Origin of the sequence: Halodesulfurarchaeum sp. HSR-GB, from assembly GCF_031432215.1 — an archaeon.
In the GTDB taxonomy this organism is placed as follows: domain Archaea; phylum Halobacteriota; class Halobacteria; order Halobacteriales; family Halobacteriaceae; genus Halodesulfurarchaeum.
Genome location: NZ_JAVKGN010000001.1, coordinates 204,671 through 226,176, shown reverse-complemented (window position 1 = coordinate 226,176; position 21,506 = coordinate 204,671). Strand labels below are relative to the sequence as shown.

The window sequence follows — 21,506 nt, the reverse complement described above, 5'->3', positions numbered from 1 at the left end:
CGCTCGTGTCAGTCCGAGTGGCTCCGCTTGAGGATACCCCGTGTCGCCAGGCTCGCCCCGGTCTCGAGGAACGAGGCGAGGGAGAACTGTTCCGGAATGACCCCGAGTTGCTGAAGTTGCCCGAGGGCGTCCCAGGCCGCCCAGGCCTCGGCGATCTTGCCGTCCTCGTATCTGTGCACCCAGATCCCTCGCGTGTCCCCCGGCTCATCGGTCGCCGGGATACCCATGTACTCCCCGTCGTGGGTTCCGGTGACGGTGAACCCGGCGGTGACTGTCGACTCGTCGACGTGCATGAACTCGATCGTCATCTCGAAATCCGAGAACCCCTCGTGGGCGGTCTTGATGAACCGTTCGAGCCCCGCCAGATCGGTCGGGTCTTGCTCCGGATCGAACCAGTGTCCGAGGAAGTCCTCGGTGTGCATCTCCGCGATTCGATCGTACTGTCGACCGTTCCAGACCTCCTCGACGAATCTGCGCTCTGTCTCTTTGATCGTTTGTTCCGTGGTGTCCCCTTCTGTCATCGTCCTCTCCCCTGCGGTGCCAACCGGGCACCGACGTGTTCTAACATGTTGGGAAAGTATAAGGTAATGCTGGCAATTCTCCGCCAGTGAGAACCAATCTTGGATCGGCCGCCCCACCCGCTTAATGTGTCGGGCCGACAACCCCACGCCATGACCGTCTACGAGACCGATTTGCCCGGCGTCGGTCGGAAGTTCGAGATCGACATCGGCGACGGGGCCCAGTTGGTCATCGTGATCCACAACACGGGCAAGCGGGAGGTCTACCGCAAGTCGAACCCGGAGGCCGACGCGGAGAAGATCTTTACGGCCTCGAATCAGCTGTCCCAGACCATCGGCTCGATCCTGGAGGGCGCGAAGTTCCAGCCAGTCGAAGTCGATCACGAGGGGACGATGCTCCCGGGGGACACCGTCCTCGAGTGGTACACCGTCACCCCCGACTCGGAACTCGCCGGCTGCTCGCTGGGCGAGTCGGCTATTCGGGAGGGCAGTGACGTCCTCGTGGTCGCCATCCAGCGTGGCGACGAGATCATTACCTCGCCAGGGCCGGACACCACCGTCGAGCCCGGGGACGTCCTCGTCGTGATCGGGACCCAGTCCCAGGTCCTCGACTTCGAGGCGCTGGTCGCCGACGAGGTCACGGAGGAGTGATGGCCCTGGACTGGATCGACCCGGAGGTGTGGGCCCGTGGCGACTGAGACGGCCCTGCTGGAGCTTGGGTTGCTGTTCGCAGCCGTCGGGCTCGTCGGGGCGCTTGCGGCCCGGATCGACCAGTCGGTCATCCCGTTTTACATCCTCGCCGGGATGGTGCTCAACCCCTTCGTCGCGGGTCGGCTCGGCCCGATCTCCCTGGAGACCACGCCGTTCGTCGAACTCGGGGCGGAACTGGGGATCGTGCTCCTCCTGCTTTTCCTGGGCCTGGAGTTCAATCTCGATCGACTGTTGGCCGATCGGGCCCGAATCAGTGCGGCCGGCGCGATCGACTTCGCGATCAACTTCGGGGTGGGGCTGTTGCTGGGGTATGTCCTCTTCCGGGCCGTCCTGCCGGCGTTCCTGATCGCCGGTGCGGTCTACATCTCCTCCTCGGCGATCATCTCGAAGTCGCTGATCGACCTCGGGTGGATCGCCAACGACGAGGCCAGCCCGATCCTGGGCACCCTGGTCGCCGAGGACCTCCTGATCGCACTCTATCTCGTGGTGGCCTCTGCGATGCTGGCCGGTGGGAGCGATCTCGCGGAGACTGTCCAGTCGATGGGGGTCGCCGTGGGCTTCATGCTGGGCTTACTGGTCGTCGTCCAGTACGGAACGCCGGTGTTCGAGGCGCTGCTCGAGACGAATTCCCGGGAGTTTCTCGTGCTTCGGGCGCTCGGACTCGTGGTGCCCATCGCCGGACTCGGGCTCCTACTGGGCGTGAGTGAGGCCGTCGCGGCCTTCTTCGTCGGGATGGCGTTCTCGGCGACCGGGCACGTCTCGCGGCTTGAGACCCTACTCGAACCGGTTCGGGATGTCTTCGCCGCGATCTTCTTTTTCTGGATCGGCCTGGTGACCGACCCGCTCCTGCTGGGAGAGGTCCTCGGCCTGATCGTCCTGGCCGTTTTCCTGACCACCCCGACGAAACTCGCCAGTGGCTACCTGGCGGGCCGGATCTACGGGTTGAACGTCCGTCGCTCGACTCGGGTTGCCCTGGGCATGACGACCCGGGGCGAGTTCACGCTCATCATCGCCGCGCTCGCGCTCTCGGGGGCGGGCGGGGTGCTGTCGACCGGTCTCGCGGAGACGATTTATGCCTTCGCGGTGGGCTACGTGCTCGTGATGAGCGTGCTGGGGACCACACTGATGCAGTATGCCACCCCGATCGAGAACGCGGTCAGTCGGCGGTTTGCCTGAAACGGCCGCCCAGATTTTTGACGGCGACGATCCAACGCACAGTCAGTGACCGAGCCGTCCCCAGCGAACGCCGAACCGTCAGCGGCCCCGGGGACCGAAGGGTGGGTTCTCGCCTGGGCGCTCGGAGCCGCGGCGTTCGGCGGGGCGTCGCTTCTGGTTCCGCTCTACATCGTCCAGCTCGGGGCCGGCCCGGCGGAACTGGGAATCCTGGCCGCGATGGCGGCCTTTGCCGGTGTTCCCGGGGCTATCCTGTTCGGCCGACTGGCGAGTCACGTCGGCCACCGTCGCTCGCTGGTGCTGGTGACACTGGGGACCGTCACCGTCGTGCTCGTGATCCTCCCGTTTCTCCAGTCCATTCCCGCGGTGATCGCGGCGAACACGGTGCTCTGGCTGGTGGTGGCTGCGGTCGGACCGGTCGTGACGATGTTGGTGGTCGCCGACCGACCGGAGTCGGCCTGGAGCCGACAGATCGGCCGGGTGAACAAGTTTCAGGGGTATGGCTGGGCCGCGGGACTGGTCCTGGGGACGGTCGTCCCGCTCGTGACGACACGGGTGTTCGAGCCACAGACGATCTCCCGGCTGCTCTTCTTTCTTCTCGCAGGCCTCGCCGCGGCGAGTACGATCGGCGCTGCGCGGACCCTTCCACGACCGGCGGGCGGTCCGCAAAGCGAACGGGAGATCCGTCGAATCGCCCGGCTGGTGGAACGCTCCGGGCGCGGGGTTCGGGAGGCGACCTTCGCGATGTCGCCAAACCGCATCTACTGGTCGACGCGGGCGATCAGTCCCGGTCGGCTGCGCGCCAGACTGGATTCGATTCTCGGGATCTATCTCCTCGCCGCCGCGCTCTTCTTCACGGGCTTTGCGATGTTCTGGGCGCCACTGCCACACCTGTTGACCGCCGTCGGCCTCGACGCTGGGCGGGTCTTCGCGCTGTACCTGGTCTCCAGTCTCGGCTCGGCTGTGCTCTATGAGGGTGTGGGCACACTCGCGGATCGCCTGGACGTTCGGCTCCTCCAGTCCGGGGCGCTACTCGTTCGTGGACTGCTCTTCCCGCTGGTCGCGTTGCTCGCTGGCGTCGGCCAAACCAGTCTTGGGACGATTATGCTCGGTGTGTTGCTGGCCGCGATCGGACTCACCTGGGCCGTCATTCTGGTGGTCGGAACCACGATCGTCTCCCGACTCGCGACCCCGGGCGTCCGTGGGGAGGTGCTGGGGAGTTATACCGCACTGGGGGCGTTTGCCGGCGGGATCGGCAGCGTGCTTGGCGGCTGGCTCGCCACCTTCGGATACGTCGTTGCCTTCGCCACCGCGGGTGGGCTGGTGGTGGCTGGGGCCGTTCTCGTCGGGTCGCTCCGGGCGCTTTCGGCCCGTTCAGCGTAACACGCCCTGGACGTACGCGCCGGCGAACATGCCCGCGATGGCGACCAGGATCGGGTAGTTGCCGATGCCAACGCTCGCGTAGGCCGCGCCCGGGCAGATGCCCGAGAGCCCCCATCCGACCCCGAAGATCACGCCGCCGATGGCGACGTTCCGGTCGAATTCGCGGAGTCGCAAGCCGTAGGGCCGGCCGGTCAGCGGGGCGGCCCGGCCCGACCGACTCGCGATCGCAAACACGACGCCGGCGAGGACTGCGCCCCCACCCATGACGAAGAGCAGGCCCAGGTCCTCGAGCTGGAGGAAATCGAGGACGACCTCCGGTCGGGCCATCTGGCTCACCGCAAGTCCCAGGCCGAAGAGGAGGCCGCCGACGTAGACCAGCAGTAGGAAGCCGAGTCCGCGGTCGCTCATGGACTCACCCCCAGTGCGGCGACCGCCCCGGCGGTCAGGATGGCGACGGAAAGAAAGAGCAGGACGTTTACCATCGAGGTCCCGGAGAGTGACCCGATGCCACAGATCCCGTGGCCGGAGGTACACCCCTTCCCGACTCGGGTGCCCACACCCACCAGGAAGCCACCGACCGCCAGCCGCCAGAGCTGGACCTCGGTCGTCCAGACTCCCTCGCCCAGGAGGAGTGCGTACAGGGCCGCCCCCGAGACGATTCCGAGGGTGAACACGAGCCGCCAGCTCCGGGAGGCAGTGAGCGAGGGGCGCTGGAACCACTCCCGATCCGAAACATAAGAGAGGGCGGATTCGAGGAACGTGCTCGCTCCGGGAGTCAGGCCAGTACCGAGGTAGATGACGACGACACCCAGGCCAACGAGGATACCGCCAACGGCGTAGTGGATAATTCCGTTTGGAAACAACCCGAGGGGTGGGCCAAGGACCATCCTTACCCGGTCGAGGTCCCGTGACCGGCCGCACAGTTGTTCGGCCCGAGTTCGATGCGGAAGGCCTCCTCGTCGTCGACGGACTGTTTGCCGAGGTTCGCCGCGATGATCTGCTCGAAGTTGGCCGGCCGCGGTGGCATGTCGGCCAGGACGTGCTCCACGAACTCGTCCTCGGACTTCGAGAGGACGGCCATCCGATCGACGAGCGCGCCCAGCCGTGCCGTAAACGTGCCATCGGACCCAGGTGAGTCACTTGGGGCGGTGTGCCCGCCGGCGACGATCACGTCCGGATCGAGGGAGAGGATCCGCTCCTGGAGGCTCCGGTAGAGCTGCCTGGCGGCCTCGGGGGCCCCCTCGTCGCCGGCCTCCAGGTCCGGCCGGGCGACGCTGTCCACGAACAGGCTGTCACCGGTTAGCACTACGCTTTCGCCGACGAGATAGGAACTCATACCGCTGGTGTGCCCCGGTGTGTGCCTGGTTTCGATCGTCGCCGCTCCGACTATGAGTTCGTCACCGTCCTCGATGCGGAGCAAGTCGACGTCTGCCTCCATCCCGCGCTGGGTGGTCGGCTCCGGGACGACACCGGTCACACCCTCTTTTGCGAGGGCAGTGACGCCACTGACGTGGTCCGCGTGACAGTGTGTGTCGATCGCGTATACCAGGTCCGCGCCCAGCGCGGCGGCGTCCTCGACGTACTGGTCCCGGAAGGCCCGCAGCGGGTCCACCACTGCGGCCTCCCCACCGTCGACGAGCAGATAGGAGAGACAGCCCGTCGAGGGGCGGTGGTACTGGTAGAGTACTCCGGGGCCGTCGTAGCCGGCAATCTCGTTGCGGTCGTAGATGCGCGCCCAGCCGGCCATGCCACCGTCGAGGGTGACGGCGTCCCGACCGGCCGACCGCAGTTCGCCGGCCACGTAGTCACTGGCGTCCCCTTCCGCACAGACGACGACTAGCGGGTCGCCCCGTGGCAGATCCTCGGGGAGCCCCGGCGCTTCGAGGAACTCGTAGTACGGTCGGTTTTCCACCGTCACGGACTCGCCTTCGAGATGCCATTCCTCGAAGTCACTTGTGGTCCGCACGTCGAGGACCGTCACCGGATCGCCCCGATCGATCCGTTCGCGGAGCGCCGCCGGGGAGATGGACTCGACGGGGGCCTCGGGTTCGGGAACGGCCGCTCCAGTATCGCGCTCGTGCATCGCTGACACGAATTCGTTCCGGACGAGTATAAGGCTGTGTGCCCCTGCAAGGGGTCACACGTCTCGGCGGCGAAACCACTCCGCGCTGGCGATCACGAGCAACAGCGTGGCCGCAAGCAGGATGAGTGCACCGGCGACGTCATACTCCCCGTCGACGAGAATCGCGGCCGGGTCGTAGTACCGGGTCGGGCTCAGCGCGCCGACCCACTCGATGTCCGTGTCGTAGGTCACCGTCTCCAGGGTGAAAAGCGCGAAGAGGACCCCCAGTCCGGCCCGCTGGGGGATGTCGGCCCGGTCGAAGAACACCGAGAGGAAGAGTCCGATCGCCGCGGCCAGAAGCAGATAGGGGACCGAGAAGGCATGCAGGACGACCAGGTCGAAGGCCGGCAGGGATTCGCCGATGCTGAGGACCGCGGCGAGCACCACGACCGGCATGAGGACGTTGATCGCCAGGATCGGCACCAGAAGCGACCCGAACTTCTCGACGACGACGCGAATTCGGGAGACCGGCGCAGCCAGTAACAGATCGATGCGCCCGGATTCGATGTCCCCGGCAATCAGCCCGCCCCCGAGGTAGGTGACATACAGCCCGAGCATGAGAATCCAGATGAACTGGTAGATCTCGGCGGCGAGAAACCCCTCGATGGTCGTGATGGACTCGATGGCGAAGGCCGCCTGCAGGGACTCGGGCAACGCCTGGGCGTACTCCTCGAAGGACGTGCCCGCCGCCTCGATCGAGGGAAACAGCCACACCAAAAGTGCGAGGTAGAAACTCACCACCACGAGAAGCGTCAGCGTCCCTTTGAGGCGTTGTTGAGCCTCGTACTTCATGATCTCGGTCATCGTTCCCTCCGGTCGTCCCCGTAGTAGTGCATGAAGACTTCCTCCAGGGGCGGTTCCTCGATCTCCATGTCGATCAGTGAGTGCGTCGAGAGTGCCGCCAGAAGGTCGTTGTAATCCCCCGTGAAGGTAAAGCGGGTCACCGTCCCGACCTGCTCGAAGTCGACGATCCCGGACAGATCCAGGGCGTCCGCCGCAAGCGGCTCGTCGGTGTGGAGTCGGACCCGCTTGCCACCCTTCGCCAGAAGCGATTCGATGTCCTCCAGGGCGACGAGTTCGCCCTCCCGGATGATCCCGACCCGATCACAGATCCGCCGCACCTCGCCCAGCACGTGCGAGGAGAAGAAGATCGTCGTGCCAGCCTCTCGTTCGGCCCGGAGGAAGCTGTTGAGCCGTTCCTGTTTGAGCGGGTCGAGCCCGCTCGTGGGTTCGTCCATGATGACCAGATCCGGGTCGTGCATGAACGCCTGGATAAGTCCCAGCATCTGGCGGTTGCCCGATGAGTAGGTTCGGATTGGCTTCTCGAGTGGCGGGTCGAAGAGGTCGGTCATCTCCGTCAGTCGCTCATCGCCCTTCAGGGCGGCCTGATAGCCGAGAAACGACTCCCCGGTGACCGACTCGGTGAAGCTCAACTCGGCGGGCAGGTAGCCGATCCGTTTTCGGGCCTGCCTGAGTGCCTCCTCGTCCCGAACGTCGGCCCCCAGGACCGTGGCGGTCCCGCTCGTCGGGGAGAGCAAGCCAAGCAGGGTTCGCAACGTGGTCGTCTTGCCGGCCCCGTTCGGACCGAGGAAGCCGAATATCTCCCCGCTTTCGACGTGAAATTCGAGGGCGTCGTTCGCGACGGTCTCGCCGAAGCGCTTTGTCAGCGCTTGAACTTCGATCGCCGGCATCTCGGTCACCGGTTGAGCCACCACCAGCCCCCGGCCAGGACGAGGATCACGACGACGGCCCCGATGGCGACGGCGGTGGACCCACTCGTCCCGCCGCTGGGACTGTCGATGGTCACCGGCACCCGATGGGGGCCGTCGACGACGGTCCGGTCCGCCGGCGTCTCGGCGGTCAGGTTCAGGGACAGGACATCCGTGGTCGCGACCCCGTCCTCCGGGGTGGTGACCTCGAAGGTCAGGATCGCCGATTCGCCGGGATCGAGGGATTCGACGAAGGTGGTCGGGGACTGGCTCGTGTAGGGTTCCCGGGCGGAAAGCCTGGCTCTGAGGTCGGTCAATCTCGTCTCGCCCTCGTTTTCGACGGTCACGCGGAGTTCGTTGGTATCGTCGATCTCGAAGGTGGCGTTTCTGGGCGTCACGTCGAAGAGGTGTTCCGGCGCGGTGACCGACGGTCGAAGCGTCGTTCGATCGCTCCGGGAGGGCTGGCCGGCGCGGTCGTACTGGAGCTGTGCCTGGAAGGCCCCGGTGGCGAGGTTCACTCCGGGCGCGCCGCGCACCTCGACGGCGATCGTTGCCGTCTCATCCGGGTTGAGGGTCCCGATCGTCGCCGGTCCGCCCACGTCGATCGTCGGATCGACCGATTCCAGGGTGGCCACGGCGTTTTCGAGCGGCTCTTCACCCTGGTTTGTCACCTGGGCGGAGAGCACGGCGCCCGGTCCCTGGTGGGTGATTTCCACGGCGTCGAACCCGATGGGGCCGCCCACAGGCGGGCCCACGCCGACGGTGGTGGGCCCGGTCCGCGCAGAGACGCCAGTCGGATGGACGAAGGCGACGGTCGCCTCGATCGGGGCGTCACCGGGTTCGGCCCCCTCGCCGATGGTTACGTCCGTCGAGACGGCGCGAGTCTCCCCGGGGGCCCAGGTCCCCAGGAACTGTGCGGTAGTGGCCGCCCCGTCGAAGGTGAGCCCCGGCGAGACGGCTTCCAGGTGCAGGACGGATTCGGTGAGGGTCGTGGAGCCCGCATTTTCGAGGGTCACCTCGACGCGGTTCGTCTCGCCCGCGACAACTGTCCCGGCCACCTCGCGAACGTCGATCCGGGCCCCTCGCTTCGGTGTCGCCCCGACCGAGAGCGACGGGGCCGTTCGCTCGATGCCGTTCTCGTTGTTGTAGGTCGGCGTGACGGTCACGGGATACGCGTTGGCGACTGCGGACTGGCCTGCCGTGACGGGGACGGCGATTTCTGTGGTACTCCCGGGTGCCAACTCGCCGACGTGGGCGTTTGCAGTACCCTCGCCGACGGTCAGTGCGGAATTCGGCGCGGAGACTGCGAGAATCGCGTCGGTTGCGGGCAGCGAACCGCTGTTCCGCACCGAGAGGTTGAGGACCCCAGTCTCGCCCGCGTAGAGATCTGTCGTCTGTTCGGTCACCTCGAAGATCGGACGCTCGGGGACCTCGACAGTCGCGTAAATGGTGTCGGTCTCACGTTCGTCGCCCTCGTACTCGTAGGTAATCTCGATCGGCAGTTCGTAGGTGCCCCCCGGGAGGTCGGCCGGCACTTCGACGTTGAATTCGACGGTGTCGGAGGCCCCATCCGGCAGGTCAGCGAGCCGCCGTTGTCCGGAGCGCACGTCGATCGGGGTCGAGCCGCCAGTCGCGGTCACCAGGACGTTCGAGGCCGTCTCCACGCGATCATCGGGGTCCTCGTCGTCGTTCGTGATCGTCACCGCGAGGGACTGTTCGGCTCCCGGCTGGAGCTGGGGTTCGGAGACCATCGTCTCGAAGCGCGGGTCCTCGATCGCCGCGACTGGCACGGCGAGCACGCTGCCGGCCACTAGCACGGCCAGCAGGACGGCCCGGAGCTGTTTCACTACGACCGCCTCCCTGGGCGCCCCCCGGACCGTCGCTGCACGCGGCAGCTAGCCGCCTCGCTGATCATACCCGTCCGTTCGCCTGCCTGACTCATAACAGTATGTGCCCCTGGTGGTAGCCGGTTCGGCCCACCCCGCTGCCGTCGCCGGGATAGCCGTGGATTTTTGCCGCCCCATCCATTTCCTGTCGACATGCCTGGATACGACGAACACGTTGGCGCGGCCAAGATGGTCGCCATGCTTGTCGCCCCGTTGATAACTGGGCTCACCTACGTCTTGACCGAGGACCCGTGGCTCGCGGCAGTGGGCCTGTGCGGCTCCGGACTGGTCGTTCTGGGTGGGATGGCCCCGGATCTGGACTCGAACAGTTCGATTCCCCGTCGACGGCTGGTGGGTGCGGTTAGCAGCCTGCTGGTGCTCGTGATCGGTGTCTTCGTCGGCCGTTACTGGGAGTTGCTCGTCGCGGTCGTCGAGGGCTCCGCGAGCGACCGCCTGCCGACGGTGCCGCCGGAACTGCTGGTCGTCCTGCTGGTGGCTGCAGCGGTGACGATCGTGCTGGCGAAAACTGACGACGGGCTCCAAGCGCTGATACCTGCCCATCGTGGCCTGTTACACGAACTGGCCTTCTGGGTCGGGGTTGGAGCCGCGTGTGGCTCCGGGCTGTACGTTCTCGGTCCCGTCGTTGGCCTCTCGCCGACGGCCACGCTGTATTCGGCCATCGTGCTGCCGGCACTGTTTCTCTTTGGCGTCTCCGTGCATCTCGTTCAGGACGGCGAGATCGTCTGAAAAGCGTGCCTGGGTGGCCGCTCAGTCGTCGCTGTCGACGTGCCGCTTCAGCAGATATCCGGCGGCACCCGCGCCGGCACCCGCTGTGAGGGCCGTGAAGCCTGGGGCTTCGGTTTCTGTGGTTGCCGTGTCCGTTTCCGTGGGTGTTTCGGTGGTCGTTGCCTCCTGTTCCGTGGTCGTCGGCGTCTCGGTCGACTCGGACTCGGTGAAACTGCCGTGTTCTCGGGGGAACTCGTGGGTGGCATCGTCGTAGACGTACACCATGTCACCCCAGCCACCTTCGGCCATCGGCTGGCTCGTCCCAGGAGCCGTCTCACCGGGAGCCTCCTGTCGTTCCGGCCGTCTGAACCCGAACTCTTCCCGAGTGGTCCTCTGCACTTCGTCGGCGAGTTCCATCCCGAGGGAGAGGCTTTCGAGCAGGCGAGTCCTGACGTTCTCCGTGATCAGGTCACGCGCTTTTTGGTCCTCGCCTGATTCGTAGTGGCTGATCGCCTCGGACTCGATCTCGTCTCGCTCCGCGAGCAGATCTTGCTCGAAGCCCTCGATCGCGCCCGTCACGTCCGTGTAGAACTCCTCGGGATGCTCGGCAGTCAGGTAGAGCAACCGCTTGAACTCGCGGGTCGCATATCGGGTCGCCTCCTGGTGCTGCCAGTTCTTATCGAGGAAATTACTTGCTGCATCCGCCGTCATGTAGCGATGCTGTTGGAACTCGAGGGGAACCTCTTCGGTCGCGATCGGTATCGGGACGTATGGCGTTCCCGCTGCGGAGGTGACTGCGGTCCACAGCGTTTGCAGTTCCTCTCTCACGTCGGGACGAATGTGGGCGACCTGTCCGTAGCCCTGGAAGTCGGTCGACCAGCGTGGATCACGGATCCAGACGAGCACGTCCTCCAGGCTCACCGGACTCATATCCCGGAGGTCCTGCTCTCGATCCGGCGGGCTCCGGGCTCCCTGGTAGAACTCGGGGTAGAAGTACTCGTCTGCCTCGGCCGGGAACTGCCCCGCCCCGTAGACCTCGAGCAGATTGAGCGTGTCACCCTCACCATCCCACCAGCCCTGGCCTCTCGCGAAGCTCACTAGCTTCTCCGAGCCCATGTAATCCGGGTCGTCCTCGTGTTCGACTGGGAACTCCTGGATATAGCCCGGGTACGAGACCCGGACCTCGTCCGAGCCGAGACGCTCGGCGGCCCACAGGTCGCCGTCGGGATGGGCGAAGTTGATGAACACCCAGCCCTCGTCTTCGTCGGCGAACAGGTGTGAGTTCCCGCCGTAGGTTGAATAGCCGTGTTCGTCCATCAGCCCGCCGACGATTTCGACTGCCTCTTTCGCAGTACTCGCTCGCTCCATCGCAGCCTTCGCCAGGTCGGAGTACTGCGGTCCGGTCTGTGGTGCTTCGGCTTCGGCCATGTCGACGAGTTCGGGTCGGGACGGCGACCAGATGTCCCGGGCGGCGACCCCGTGTTCGTTGAGTCCGCCGTTGGTCAGGGGCGGCGGAAAGCCCGCGTAAAAGGAGTACATCGAGGAGATGTACTTGTAGGTCTCCTCGGTCTGTGGGATCTCGGTGAGTTCCCCCGGGATGTCGGCGTTCTCGGTCACGCCCACGGTCCAGGTCGCATCGGAATCGTGTTCCTGGTGGGGGACGATCTCCAGCCAGTGACTCGACGGTTCGTGGCCGAACCCGGCCAAGATCGTCGAACCGTCGTCGGTCAGATCACTCCCCACGTAGATCCCCATGCTCTTCTCCGGCGTGTGGATCTCCGTTCCACCTGCCCGGTCGTCGATTTCGGCTTCCTGGTCAGTTGTGTCGGCCGATTGGCCGGATGCAGCCCCAGCAATCGACGGCAGCGTGATGCCTGCGGCGACGAGTGACCCGAAATTGCGTCGGGTCAGTGGTGGTCCTTTCATGACCTATGTCAGCGGTCGACATGGTTTCACTTGTACGTGTCTGTAATTCTGAGTACTTTCCCCGTGATCTGTCTGCAACGAAGACGTCTGTCTGACAGTACGTTTTTGCAACTCGATGTGCTAATGCCAACCAATGTCGCGGGCGGGGACATCCCGGACGGTCGTGTTGCCTGCAAAACGCGAGTGTTTGCACGAGATCCGGACCACCCGGTGGCCCGAGACGGTTCGGTGTCCGAACTGTAACGGTGTCGATTTGATCAAGAAGGGCCGGTCCCGGAAAGGAGCCCAGCGGTATCAGTGCCAGGACTGTGAGCGGGTTTTCACCGACATCACGGGGACCTTTTTCGCCGGCCGGCAACTGTCTATCGCGGAACTGTGCTACATCGTCGATCGGGTGGGGACGGCAACCACCACGGAAATCGCCCGGCCACTCGACCGGACCTACAAGACGGTATTAAACGTCGTGCATGACGTGCAAAACCGGACCGAGGGTGAGCGACCCGACGTTTCGGATCTGCTCTGACCGGCGGGTCGCCACACTTATACCCCAATCCCGTGCTACGCAGGTGCATGCTGACGGTCACGGCTCCGGCGACGAGTGCGAACCTCGGGAGCGGTTTCGACGTGTTCGGCGTGGCCTTCGACCGCCCGCTGGACGTGGTGCGGGTCGAGCGGGCCCCCGAAACCACGATCGAAGTGAGCGGCGTCGGGAGCCAGTACATCCCGACAGACCCCGCGAAGAACACCGCCGGGGTCGTGGCCCAGGAACTGGGAACCCCGGCCCGGATCGTCATCGACAAGGGCGTCCGGCCGTCCTCCGGTCTGGGTTCGTCCGCCGCGAGCGCCGCCGCCGCGGCCGTGGCACTCTCCGAGCTGTACGACACCGATCACACTCGCGAGGACCTGGTCTGGGTCGCCGCCGAGGGCGAGGCGGCGGTCTCGGGCTCTGCGCACGCCGACAACGTGGCTCCGGCCATCTTGGGTGGGTTCACGGTCGTCCGAGAGGACGGCGTCGAATCCGTGGACGCGAAGGTGCCACTGGTGGCCTGCCTCCCGGAAACCGTCGTCTCGACCCGTGAGGCTCGCGGGGTCCTCCCGTCGACGGTCGAGCTATCGACCATGACCGAGACGGTGGGCAACGCTGCGACGCTCACGATCGGCATGCACCGAAACGACCCCGAACTGATCGGCCAGGGCATGGCCGAGTCGACGGTCACGCCCGCCCGGGCCGCGCTCATCGACGGCTACGAGCGAGCAGTCGAAGCCGCCACCGCGGCCGGCGCGACTGGCGTCACCGTCAGCGGGGCGGGGCCGGCCCTCCTGGCTGTGACTCATCAGGGCGATCAACGAGCCGTCGCCGGTGCGATGGTGGATGCCTTCGAGTCGATCGACATCGACGCCCGAACCTTCTCCACGATGATCGGGTCCGGCGCGACGGTCCACTGACTTACAGTCGCGAGAGAATCGCCTGGGTCACGTCCTCGGTCGTCCCGTCGCCACCCAGGTCCGGCGTCCGCGGGCCGGCTTCGAGGGTCGCCTCGACGGCCGTGCGGACGCGTTCGGCCGCTTCCGGTTCATCCAGGTAGTCAAGCAGCATCGCCGCACTCAGGATCGTCGCGCTGGGGTTGGCGATACCCTCGCCGGCGATGTCCGGGGCCGACCCGTGAACTGGCTCGAACAGCGCCCGCTCCGGCCCGACGTTCGCACTCGGGAGCAGGCCGAGGCCGCCGACCAGCCCCGCCGCCAAATCCGAGAGCACGTCTCCGGCCAGGTTCGGCGTGACGATCACGTCGTACTCCTCCGGGCGCAAGACCAGGTGCATCGCCAGCGCGTCGATGAGCACCTCGTCGGTCTCGACGCCGTGCTCCTCGGCCACGCGGGAGACGGCGTCGCGGAATCGGCCGTCGGTCTTCCGCATGACGTTTGCCTTGTGCGCGATGGTGAAGCCCTCGGGGGCGTACTCACAGGCGTACTCGCCCAGTCGCTCGGCGGCCTCGTCGGTGACGACCCGGGTCAGCGTGCTGAGATTCTCGCTCAGGTCGTCCTCGTGGCCCGCGTACACGCCTTCGGTGTTCTCCCGGAGGAAAACCAGGTCGGTCTCGCCCTTGACCGCGTCGACCCCCGGGTACGTTCGCGCGGGGCGGACGTTCACGAAGGAGTCGACGGCGGCCCGGAGCGGGATGATCACGTCGGCGGCGGTCTCGCCGGCCGCCCCGAAGAGCGTCGCGTCGGCCTCGGCGGCCAGCGCTTCGGTCGCTTCGGGAAGGGGCTCGCGCCCGTCTTCGAGGAGGTGGTCGCCGGCCTCCGCCTCGGTGAACTCGAAGTCCACGTCGAGGGTCTCGAGTACTTCGATCGCGGCCGGAATGACCTCGCTGCCGATGCCATCCCCGGGGATCACGGCGATCTCGTGGGTCATCGTGCCTCCGGGATCTCCTCGTCCTCGATGTAGGGCAGGGCCGCGGCCCGTTCACGGACCTGCTCGAAGTTCGCTCGCATGACGGCCGTGGTGTCCCAGGTGCCCTCGGTCAGGGCCCGCTGCTGGGCGTCGTCGATCCCCACGTCGATCTCCTGGTCGCCGTAGGTCACCGTGGCCTCGGCCACGTCGATCTCGATGTCGCCGTCCGGGTTGGCCTCGATCCAGTCCTGGATCTCGGTCACCGTCTCGCTGTCGGCGGTGACCGTCGGCAGGCCAAGCGAGAGGCAGTTCCCGCGGAAGATCTCGGCGAAGGATTCGCCGATCAGGCCCTCGACGCCCCAGCGCATCAGCGCCTGTGGGGCGTGCTCGCGGGAGGAGCCCGACCCGAAGTTCGCGTTGACCGCCATGATCGAGCCCTCGCGGAACCGGTCGTCTTCGAGGGGGTGTGGGTCCTCGGATTCGACCCGCTGGTCGTAGAAGGCATACTGTCCCAGGCCCTCGAAGGTCACGACCTTCATAAACCGGGCCGGCAGGATCTGGTCGGTGTCGATGTCGTTGCCCCTGATCGGGACCCCGGTGCCGCTGACGGACGTGACACGCGGGGCGGGTGGTTCGTCGCTCATTGGTCGAGGGTTCGCACGTCGGTCACTTCGCCTTCGATCGCCGCGGCGGCGACCATCTCGGGACTCATCAGGATCGTCCGGCCGTCCTTGCTGCCCTGGCGGCCGACGAAGTTGCGATTCGTCGAGGAGGCCGAAACCTGGCCGTCCTCCAGGCGGTCGCCGTTCATCCCCAGACACATCGAACAGCCCGCGTCACGCCACTCGAAGCCGGCCTCGCGGAAGACCGAATCGAGGCCCTCCGCCTCGGCGGCAGCCTTGACCCGCTGGCTCCCTGGCACGGCCAGGGCTTCTACGTCCGGGTCGACCTCGTGGCCCTCGAGTACCTCGGCGGCGGCCCGCAGGTCGGGCAACCGGCCGTTCGTACAGGAACCGAGGAAGACCACGTCGACGCCGTAGCCGTCCATGGTCTCGCCCGGCGAGACGTCCATGTGTTCGTAGGCTCGCTCGGCGGCGTCGCGCTGGCCGGCCGGGAGATCCGCCGGGGCCGGAATCGGCTCGGTGACGCCGACGACCTGCCCCGGGGTGATCCCCCAGGTGACCGACGGCTCGATCTGGGAGGCGTCGAACTCGACTACGTCGTCGTAGATCGCGTCGGGGTTCGACCGGATCGACTCCCAGTAGGCCTTTCGCTCCTCGAAGGCCTCACCCTCCGGGACCGCGTCGCGGCCCTGCAGGTACTCGTAGGTGGTCTCGTCGGGGTTGATGTACCCCGCAGTCGCACCGCCCTCGATGGACATGTTCGCGAGGGTCATCCGCTCCTCCATCGACATGGCCTCGACGACGGGGCCGCCGTACTCGTAGACATAGCCCACGCCGCCGTCCGTGCCGAGTTCGCGGATAAGCCCGAGCACGAGGTCCTTGACCGTCGCGGCCTCGCTCAACTCGCCCGTGATCTCGATGCGCCGGACGTCGTGTTTCTCCGCGGCGACCGAGCCAGTCGCGAGGACGTCCCGGATCTGGCTCGTGCCGATCCCGAAGGCCAGCGCGCCGAAGGCCCCGTGGGTGGCGGTGTGACTGTCGCCACAGACGATGGTCATGCCCGGCTGGGTGAGCCCCTGCTCCGGGCCGACCACGTGGGCGATGCCCTGATCGCCCGTTTCGGGTCCGGAGTAGGTGATGCCGGTCTCACTGGTGTTCGTCTCCAGGGCCGCGAGCATCTCCTCTGCGGCGTCGTCTTCGAGCGGTCGCGACCGGTCCTTCGTCGGGATGACGTGATCGACGGTCGCGTGAGTCCGCTCGGGGAACGCGACCTCCAGGTCTCGCTCCCGGAGCATCCCGAACGCCTGGGGGCTCGTGACCTCGTGGATCAGGTGCAGCCCGACGAACAACTGGTCCTGGCCCGTCGGCAGGGTCTCGACCAGGTGCTCGTTCCAGACGTGGTCGTACAGGGTGCCCTCACTCATCGTCGGCCCACGCGAACATCGACCGCAGGCGGTCCCCTACCTCTTCGATCTCCCGCTCGCTCTCGGCGTTGCGGAGTTGCGTGTAGGACGGTCGCCCGGCCTGGTTCTCCGCGATCCACTCGCGGGCGAACTCGCCGTCCTGGATCTCCGCCAGGATCTCCTCCATGTTCGCCTTGACCTCCTCGTCGACGACGACGTCGCCGCGGGTCAGGCCGCCGTACTCGGCGGTATCCGAAACCGAGTCCCACATCTCGGAGAGCCCGCCCTCGTACATCAGATCCACGATGAGTTTGAGCTCGTTGAGGACCTCGAAGTAGGCCATCTCGGGGCTGTAGCCGTTCTCGGTCAGGGTCTCGTAGCCGGTTTTCACCAGGCTCGTGACCCCGCCACAGAGGACGGCCTGCTCGCCGAAGAGGTCCGATTCGGTCTCCTCCTGGAAGCTCGTCTCGATGACGCCGGCCCGGGCACAGCCGATGCCCTGGGCGTAGGCCAGGGCCTCTTCGAGGGCCTGGCCCGTCTCGTCCTGGTAGATCGCGACCAGCGCGGGCGTGCCCTCACCGGCCTCGTAGTTACGTCGTACCAGGTGCCCGGGACTCTTCGGGGCGACCATGGTTACGTCGACGCCTTCGGGCGGCTCGATCTGGTTGTAGTGGATGTTGAACCCGTGGGCGAACTGGAGGGTGTCCCCCTCGTCCAGTTCGGGCTCGATGGCCTCGTAAACCGCGGGCTGGACCGTATCGGGGACCAGCATCGAGACGATATCGGCCTCGGCGGCCGCGGCTGTGGGCGTGGCGACCCGGAGCCCGTCGGCCTCGGCGGCGTCCCGGGAGGACGAATCCTCCCGGAGGCCGACGACCACGTCGACCCCGCTGTCCGCGAGGTTCTGGGCGTGGGCGTGGCCCTGGCTGCCGTAGCCGAGGACGGCGACGGTCTTCGTGTCGATCTGTGAGCTGTCCGCGTCTTCGTCGTAGTATACCGGTCGGGTGAATTCTTCAGTCATGCTGTGGATCGCGTGCCGCTGGCGAGGGCGGCGGTGCCCGTGCGGGCGACTTCGTGGACGCCGAACTGTTCGAACGCCGCGATGGCGGCGTCGATCTCTGCCTCTGTCCCCGTCAACTCGACCGTGACGACCTCGTCGTCGGCCCGCACGGCCTGCCCGCCGTGCATCTCCGCGAGGGCGGCGACCCCCGAGGGGTCGTGCCCGTCGACTTTGATCAGCGCGAGTTCGCGCTCGATCGCGCCCTCGACCTCTCGGACCGACCAGGTGTGGACCTGCTTGCGGAGCTGACGTTTGGCCTGCTCGATGCCCGGTTCGGGCTCCTCGACGACGATGGTCATCCGGGCCATCGTTTCATCGACCGTGGGCCCAACAGTCAAACTCTCGATGTTGAACTGCCGACGGGCGAAGAGTCCGGAGACCTTCGCGAGGACCCCGGGTTTGTGATCGACCAGGGCCGAGATCACGGTCCGTCGCGGTTTGGCCTCGGCTTCCGCTCTGGGGTCGATGCGGATGCCCTGTGAGTTGCGGCGGCCTGTCGGCTTCTCCCGGTCCTCGGGGGCCGGGCCGGCCATCTTCTCACCAGTCATAGGTGATCGGCCTCCAGGGCGAACTCCGCGTTGTTGCCACCGCTTGGCACCATCGGGTACACGTCCGCGACGGGATCGACGTGGAAGTCGATCACCGAGGGGCCGTCGTAGGCAAAGGCCTCCTCGATCACCTCGGGAATCTCGTCGTAGCCCATCGCCCGCAGGCCCTGTGCGCCGTAGGCCTCCGCCAGGGTCGCGAAATCCGGGCCCCAGTCCCACTCGCTCTCGTAGCGACGCTCGTCGTAGAAGGCGTCCTGCCACTGCCGGATCATCCCGACGTAGCTGTTGTTGAGGATCGCCACGGTGATGTCCAGGTTCTCGCGCACGGCCGGCGCGATGGCCTGGCTGGTCATCAGGAAGGACCCGTCGCCCTCGAAGGCGATGACCTGGGTGTCCGGGGCGGCCAGCTTCGCGCCGACCGCTGCCGGTGCACCGTACCCCATCGTGCCCAGGCCGTTCGAGGAGACCCAGGTCCGGGGTTCGGTGTAGGTCCAGTACTGGGCGGCCCACATCTGGTGCTGGCCGACGCCGGTGGTGACGATCGCGTCGTCCGCGGCGGCCTCGTCCATCGCCTCGACGACGAACTGGGGTTTGACGGCCTCGTCCTGTGGGGTTTCATAGCCCATCGGGTAGGTCGCCTTCCACTCCATGGTCCGGTCGCGCCAGGCTTCCGCGTCTGGTTCGCCGGGCATGGCCGCGTGGAGCTGTTCGATCACGGCTCCCGCGTCGCCGATCAGCGGGTAGTCCGCGTGGATGTTCTTCGAGATCTCCGCGGGGTCGATGTCGACGTGGATGACCTCGGCCTCCGGGGCGAAGGTCTCGATGCCGCCGGTCAGCCGGTCGTCGAAGCGGGTCCCGATCCCCAGCAGCACGTCACAGTGGCTCAGTGCCATGTTGGCATAGCCCGTGCCGTGCATGCCGCCCATCTCCAGCGCGAGAGCGTTGTCCTCGGGGAACGAACCCAGGCCGGGCATGGTCGTGACCACGGGGATACCGTACTCGATCGCGAACTCCCGCAGTTGGTCGCTGGCCTCGCTTTTGATCACGCCGCCGCCCGAGAGGATCAGCGGCCGGTCGGCCGCGGCCAGGGTTTCGGCGGCCGCCTCGACGCTGTGGGGGTCGGCCTCGTCGGGTGGCACCTGGTAGGCCTCCGGGACTGTCGGTTCGGACGGCTCGACTTCGGTCTCGCTCGTGGTGACGTTCTTCGGCAGGTCGACCAGGGTCGGCCCCTGTCGCCCCTCCGCCGCCAGCGCCAGGGCCGTTCCGACGTCGTCACCGACCGTGTCCGGGCTGGTGGCGAAGATGTTGGCCTTGGTGATGGGCGAGGTGATGCCCATGGTGTTCGTCTCCTGGAAGGCGTCGTTGCCGACCATGTCCTGGGGGACCTGGCCGGTCAGGGAGACGATCGGATCCGAGTCCAGGTTGGCGTCCGCGATGCCGGTCACCAGGTTCGTCGCGCCGGGCCCGGACGTCGTGATCGTGACGCCCGGTTTCCCGGAGACGATCCCGTAGGCGTCGGCCGCATGCGAGGCCCCCTGCTCGTGGGCCATCGAGACGTGGTGGATATCCGAGTCCGCCAGGGCGTCATAAACTGGCATGATGGCCCCGCCCTGGACGCCGAAGGTGATCTCTACCTCGGCCTTCTCCAGGGCTGTGACGACCGAATGGGCCCCTTTGGTCTTTTTTGCTGTCTGCTCGTCGCTCGCTTCCTCCGACAGCTCTTCTGTGTCTGCCGAGGCTTCTGATTCGTTTGTCGGGTGGGATTTACTCATGGTCCGTGTGCGTGTCCGGTGGGTTCCGTGTCGATACCGATCGCCGCCAGGTGGCGGGAACTGTCTCCGCGATGGGCTACAGTCGGGTCAGGAAAGTGGTGTACTGGGGGCCCTAGGCCCCTACGATCGCGATACTGGCCGGACACGCGAGACGGGGCATGCGTGTGTGGGCCATCTTGTCCCGAGTGTGGGCGACGGCCCGATATAGGGCTTGCGGTCCCCATCACGCATGCACCTCCGTGGACCCGGCACGGTCCACCCCGACCTTGGCGGCGATCCGGTGGAGGTCTTCGACGGTGATCGTGTGTTTCTCCGCGGCCCGATTTTTCACCCGCTCGGTCACCTCCCGGACCTCTTCATCGGTGGGGGCATAGCCCGCCTCCTCGAGGTGGTCCCGGACCGCGTGGCTTCCGGTGTGTTTCCCCAGGACGATGGCGCGCTGAGCGCCGACCATCTCGGGGGTCATGATCCCGGGTTCGAAGGTGTCGGCGTTCTCGATCACGCCCGCGGCGTGGATGCCGCTCTCGTGGGAGAAGGCGTTCTCCCCGACGATCGGTTTGTTGGGTGGGATCGGAACCCCGGATTTCTCCTCGATGATGGCCGCGATTTCGGAGATCCGGGTCGTGTCGATCCCGGTGTCCGCGCCGTAGATCGACTCGGCGGCCATCACGACCTCCTCGTAGGCGGCGTTGCCGGCCCGCTCGCCGATGCCGTTGATCGAGACCTGGGCCTGATCGGCCCCGGCCTCGATGCCCGCGATGGCGTTGGCCGTCGCCATCCCGAAGTCGTCGTGGGTGTGGACGTCGATTCGCGCGTCGGTGTGCTCGCCCACGAAGCCGATCAGGTCGGCGAATCGGGAGGGACTGGCGACCCCGGTCGTGTCCGGGATGTTTACCCAGTCCACATCGACGTCGTCGATGGCCGAAAGCACGTCGGCAAGGTAATCCCGATCCGTGCGGGTGGCGTCCATCGGCGAGAACATCACCTCGGCGTCGCTCTGTTTTGCCTGCTCGATGGCGGCGACCGAGCGCTCCTTGACCTCCTCACGGTTGGAGTGCATGGAGTCCTCGATCTGGACGTCGCTGGTGCTCGCGAAGACGTGAATCATGTCGACTTCGGCCTCGATGGCCGCCTCGACGTCCGATTCGACCACGCGAGCCAGGCCAGCGACGGTCGTCTCCGTCGAGCGGGCGATGTCACGGACCGCCTCGAGTTCGGCGTCGCTGTTCGCCGGGAACCCCGCCTCGATGACGTGGGTCCCCATCTGGTCGAGTATCTGGGCTATCTCTCGCTTGTCAGCCTCGGAAAAGGATGTGCGCGGGGTCTGTTCGCCGTCACGTAGTGTCGTATCGAAGATCCGGACCGATTCGAACTCGCTACGTGTAGCTAACGTGCCCTGGAAGAACTCGATCGCCCGAGCTTGCGCCGAGCGACTCCTCAGTCTGGGTCATCGTACCAGTGGGAAGTTCCCTCCCGCAGTTAAGTCTTCCCTTCGACGGGGAACGTGCTACCACGGCACGTCCATCGCGTCGGGATCAGTACGGCTTTGAC

Annotated in this window: 21 protein-coding genes; 6 read left to right on the top strand and 15 right to left on the bottom strand. The window is 66.4% G+C overall.

The window, feature by feature from the left end; genetic code table 11:
- Positions 1 to 8: 8 nt before the first annotated feature.
- Entirely contained in the window at positions 9 to 521 is a 513-nt protein-coding gene (locus RH831_RS01255) for an ester cyclase (protein WP_310552478.1), read from the bottom strand.
- A gap of 150 nt (positions 522 to 671) precedes the next feature.
- On the opposite strand from RH831_RS01255, the gene RH831_RS01250 reads away from it, so the two are divergent.
- Genes RH831_RS01250 through RH831_RS01240 form a run of 3 tightly spaced genes read left to right on the top strand, consistent with a single transcriptional unit; the run spans position 672 to position 3,785 of the window.
- A complete protein-coding gene (locus RH831_RS01250; protein ID WP_310552477.1) occupies positions 672 to 1,169 on the top strand; it encodes a TrkA C-terminal domain-containing protein in 498 nt (165 codons plus the stop codon).
- Positions 1,170 to 1,205: 36 nt separating this feature from the next.
- Complete coding sequence (locus RH831_RS01245) at positions 1,206 to 2,405, top strand: cation:proton antiporter (protein ID WP_310552476.1); 1,200 nt, start codon at positions 1,206 to 1,208, stop codon at positions 2,403 to 2,405.
- A 45-nt stretch (positions 2,406 to 2,450) separates the two neighbouring features.
- On the top strand, positions 2,451 to 3,785 hold the full coding sequence (locus RH831_RS01240; RefSeq protein WP_310552475.1) for an MFS transporter: 1,335 nt from the start codon (positions 2,451 to 2,453) through the stop codon (positions 3,783 to 3,785).
- Here the strand turns inward: RH831_RS01240 and RH831_RS01235 are convergent.
- The 6 genes from RH831_RS01235 to RH831_RS01210 are packed head-to-tail and all read right to left on the bottom strand — an operon-like array spanning position 3,777 to position 9,463.
- Entirely contained in the window at positions 3,777 to 4,193 is a 417-nt protein-coding gene (locus RH831_RS01235) for a DUF6691 family protein (RefSeq protein WP_310552474.1), read from the bottom strand. The genes RH831_RS01240 and RH831_RS01235 overlap by 9 nt on opposite strands.
- Positions 4,190 to 4,672 (bottom strand): YeeE/YedE thiosulfate transporter family protein, encoded by a 483-nt coding sequence (locus tag RH831_RS01230; RefSeq protein ID WP_310552473.1) that lies wholly within the window; start codon positions 4,670 to 4,672, stop codon positions 4,190 to 4,192. Before RH831_RS01230 ends, RH831_RS01235 begins: the two co-directional genes overlap by 4 nt.
- Before the next feature lie 2 nt (positions 4,673 to 4,674).
- Positions 4,675 to 5,868: an MBL fold metallo-hydrolase gene (locus tag RH831_RS01225; protein WP_310552472.1), complete on the bottom strand. Its 1,194-nt coding sequence runs from the start codon at positions 5,866 to 5,868 to the stop codon at positions 4,675 to 4,677.
- A 54-nt stretch (positions 5,869 to 5,922) separates the two neighbouring features.
- Positions 5,923 to 6,711, bottom strand: coding sequence for an ABC transporter permease subunit (locus RH831_RS01220; protein WP_310552471.1), 789 nt, complete (start codon positions 6,709 to 6,711; stop codon positions 5,923 to 5,925).
- On the bottom strand, positions 6,708 to 7,598 hold the full coding sequence (locus tag RH831_RS01215; protein ID WP_396275455.1) for an ATP-binding cassette domain-containing protein: 891 nt from the start codon (positions 7,596 to 7,598) through the stop codon (positions 6,708 to 6,710). The genes RH831_RS01220 and RH831_RS01215 overlap by 4 nt, the downstream gene beginning before the upstream one ends.
- A gap of 5 nt (positions 7,599 to 7,603) precedes the next feature.
- Positions 7,604 to 9,463: an NEW3 domain-containing protein gene (locus tag RH831_RS01210; protein ID WP_310552468.1), complete on the bottom strand. Its 1,860-nt coding sequence runs from the start codon at positions 9,461 to 9,463 to the stop codon at positions 7,604 to 7,606.
- Positions 9,464 to 9,655: 192 nt separating this feature from the next.
- Between RH831_RS01210 and RH831_RS01205 the strand changes: the two genes are divergently transcribed.
- A complete protein-coding gene (locus tag RH831_RS01205; protein ID WP_310552467.1) occupies positions 9,656 to 10,249 on the top strand; it encodes a metal-dependent hydrolase in 594 nt (197 codons plus the stop codon).
- A 21-nt stretch (positions 10,250 to 10,270) separates the two neighbouring features.
- Here RH831_RS01205 and RH831_RS01200 read toward each other — a convergent pair whose 3' ends face one another.
- Entirely contained in the window at positions 10,271 to 12,154 is a 1,884-nt protein-coding gene (locus tag RH831_RS01200) for a C69 family dipeptidase (protein WP_310552466.1), read from the bottom strand.
- Positions 12,155 to 12,287: 133 nt separating this feature from the next.
- On the opposite strand from RH831_RS01200, the gene RH831_RS01195 reads away from it, so the two are divergent.
- Both RH831_RS01195 and RH831_RS01190 read left to right on the top strand, forming a co-directional pair.
- A complete protein-coding gene (locus RH831_RS01195) occupies positions 12,288 to 12,677 on the top strand; it encodes an IS1 family transposase (protein WP_310552465.1) in 390 nt (129 codons plus the stop codon).
- Between the two features lie 47 nt (positions 12,678 to 12,724).
- Complete coding sequence (locus RH831_RS01190; protein ID WP_310552464.1) at positions 12,725 to 13,600, top strand: homoserine kinase; 876 nt, start codon at positions 12,725 to 12,727, stop codon at positions 13,598 to 13,600.
- 1 nt (position 13,601) lies between these two features.
- On the opposite strand, the gene RH831_RS01185 is transcribed toward RH831_RS01190, so the two are convergent.
- The 7 genes from RH831_RS01185 to RH831_RS01155 form a co-directional block, all read right to left on the bottom strand.
- Positions 13,602 to 14,570: an isocitrate/isopropylmalate family dehydrogenase gene (locus RH831_RS01185; RefSeq protein ID WP_310552463.1), complete on the bottom strand. Its 969-nt coding sequence runs from the start codon at positions 14,568 to 14,570 to the stop codon at positions 13,602 to 13,604.
- Entirely contained in the window at positions 14,567 to 15,193 is a 627-nt protein-coding gene (locus RH831_RS01180) for a 3-isopropylmalate dehydratase small subunit (RefSeq protein ID WP_310552462.1), read from the bottom strand. The genes RH831_RS01185 and RH831_RS01180 overlap by 4 nt, the downstream gene beginning before the upstream one ends.
- Entirely contained in the window at positions 15,190 to 16,596 is a 1,407-nt protein-coding gene (gene leuC, locus RH831_RS01175) for a 3-isopropylmalate dehydratase large subunit (protein ID WP_310552461.1), read from the bottom strand. Before leuC ends, RH831_RS01180 begins: the two co-directional genes overlap by 4 nt.
- A complete protein-coding gene (ilvC, locus tag RH831_RS01170) occupies positions 16,589 to 17,596 on the bottom strand; it encodes a ketol-acid reductoisomerase (RefSeq protein ID WP_310552460.1) in 1,008 nt (335 codons plus the stop codon). The genes leuC and ilvC overlap by 8 nt, the downstream gene beginning before the upstream one ends.
- A complete protein-coding gene (gene ilvN, locus RH831_RS01165) occupies positions 17,593 to 18,168 on the bottom strand; it encodes an acetolactate synthase small subunit (protein WP_396275454.1) in 576 nt (191 codons plus the stop codon). The genes ilvC and ilvN overlap by 4 nt, the downstream gene beginning before the upstream one ends.
- Positions 18,169 to 18,179: 11 nt before the next feature.
- Positions 18,180 to 19,955, bottom strand: coding sequence for a biosynthetic-type acetolactate synthase large subunit (gene ilvB, locus RH831_RS01160; protein WP_310552458.1), 1,776 nt, complete (start codon positions 19,953 to 19,955; stop codon positions 18,180 to 18,182).
- Positions 19,956 to 20,178: 223 nt separating this feature from the next.
- Positions 20,179 to 21,396: a 2-isopropylmalate synthase gene (locus RH831_RS01155; protein ID WP_310554126.1), complete on the bottom strand. Its 1,218-nt coding sequence runs from the start codon at positions 21,394 to 21,396 to the stop codon at positions 20,179 to 20,181.
- Positions 21,397 to 21,506 lie beyond the last annotated feature (110 nt).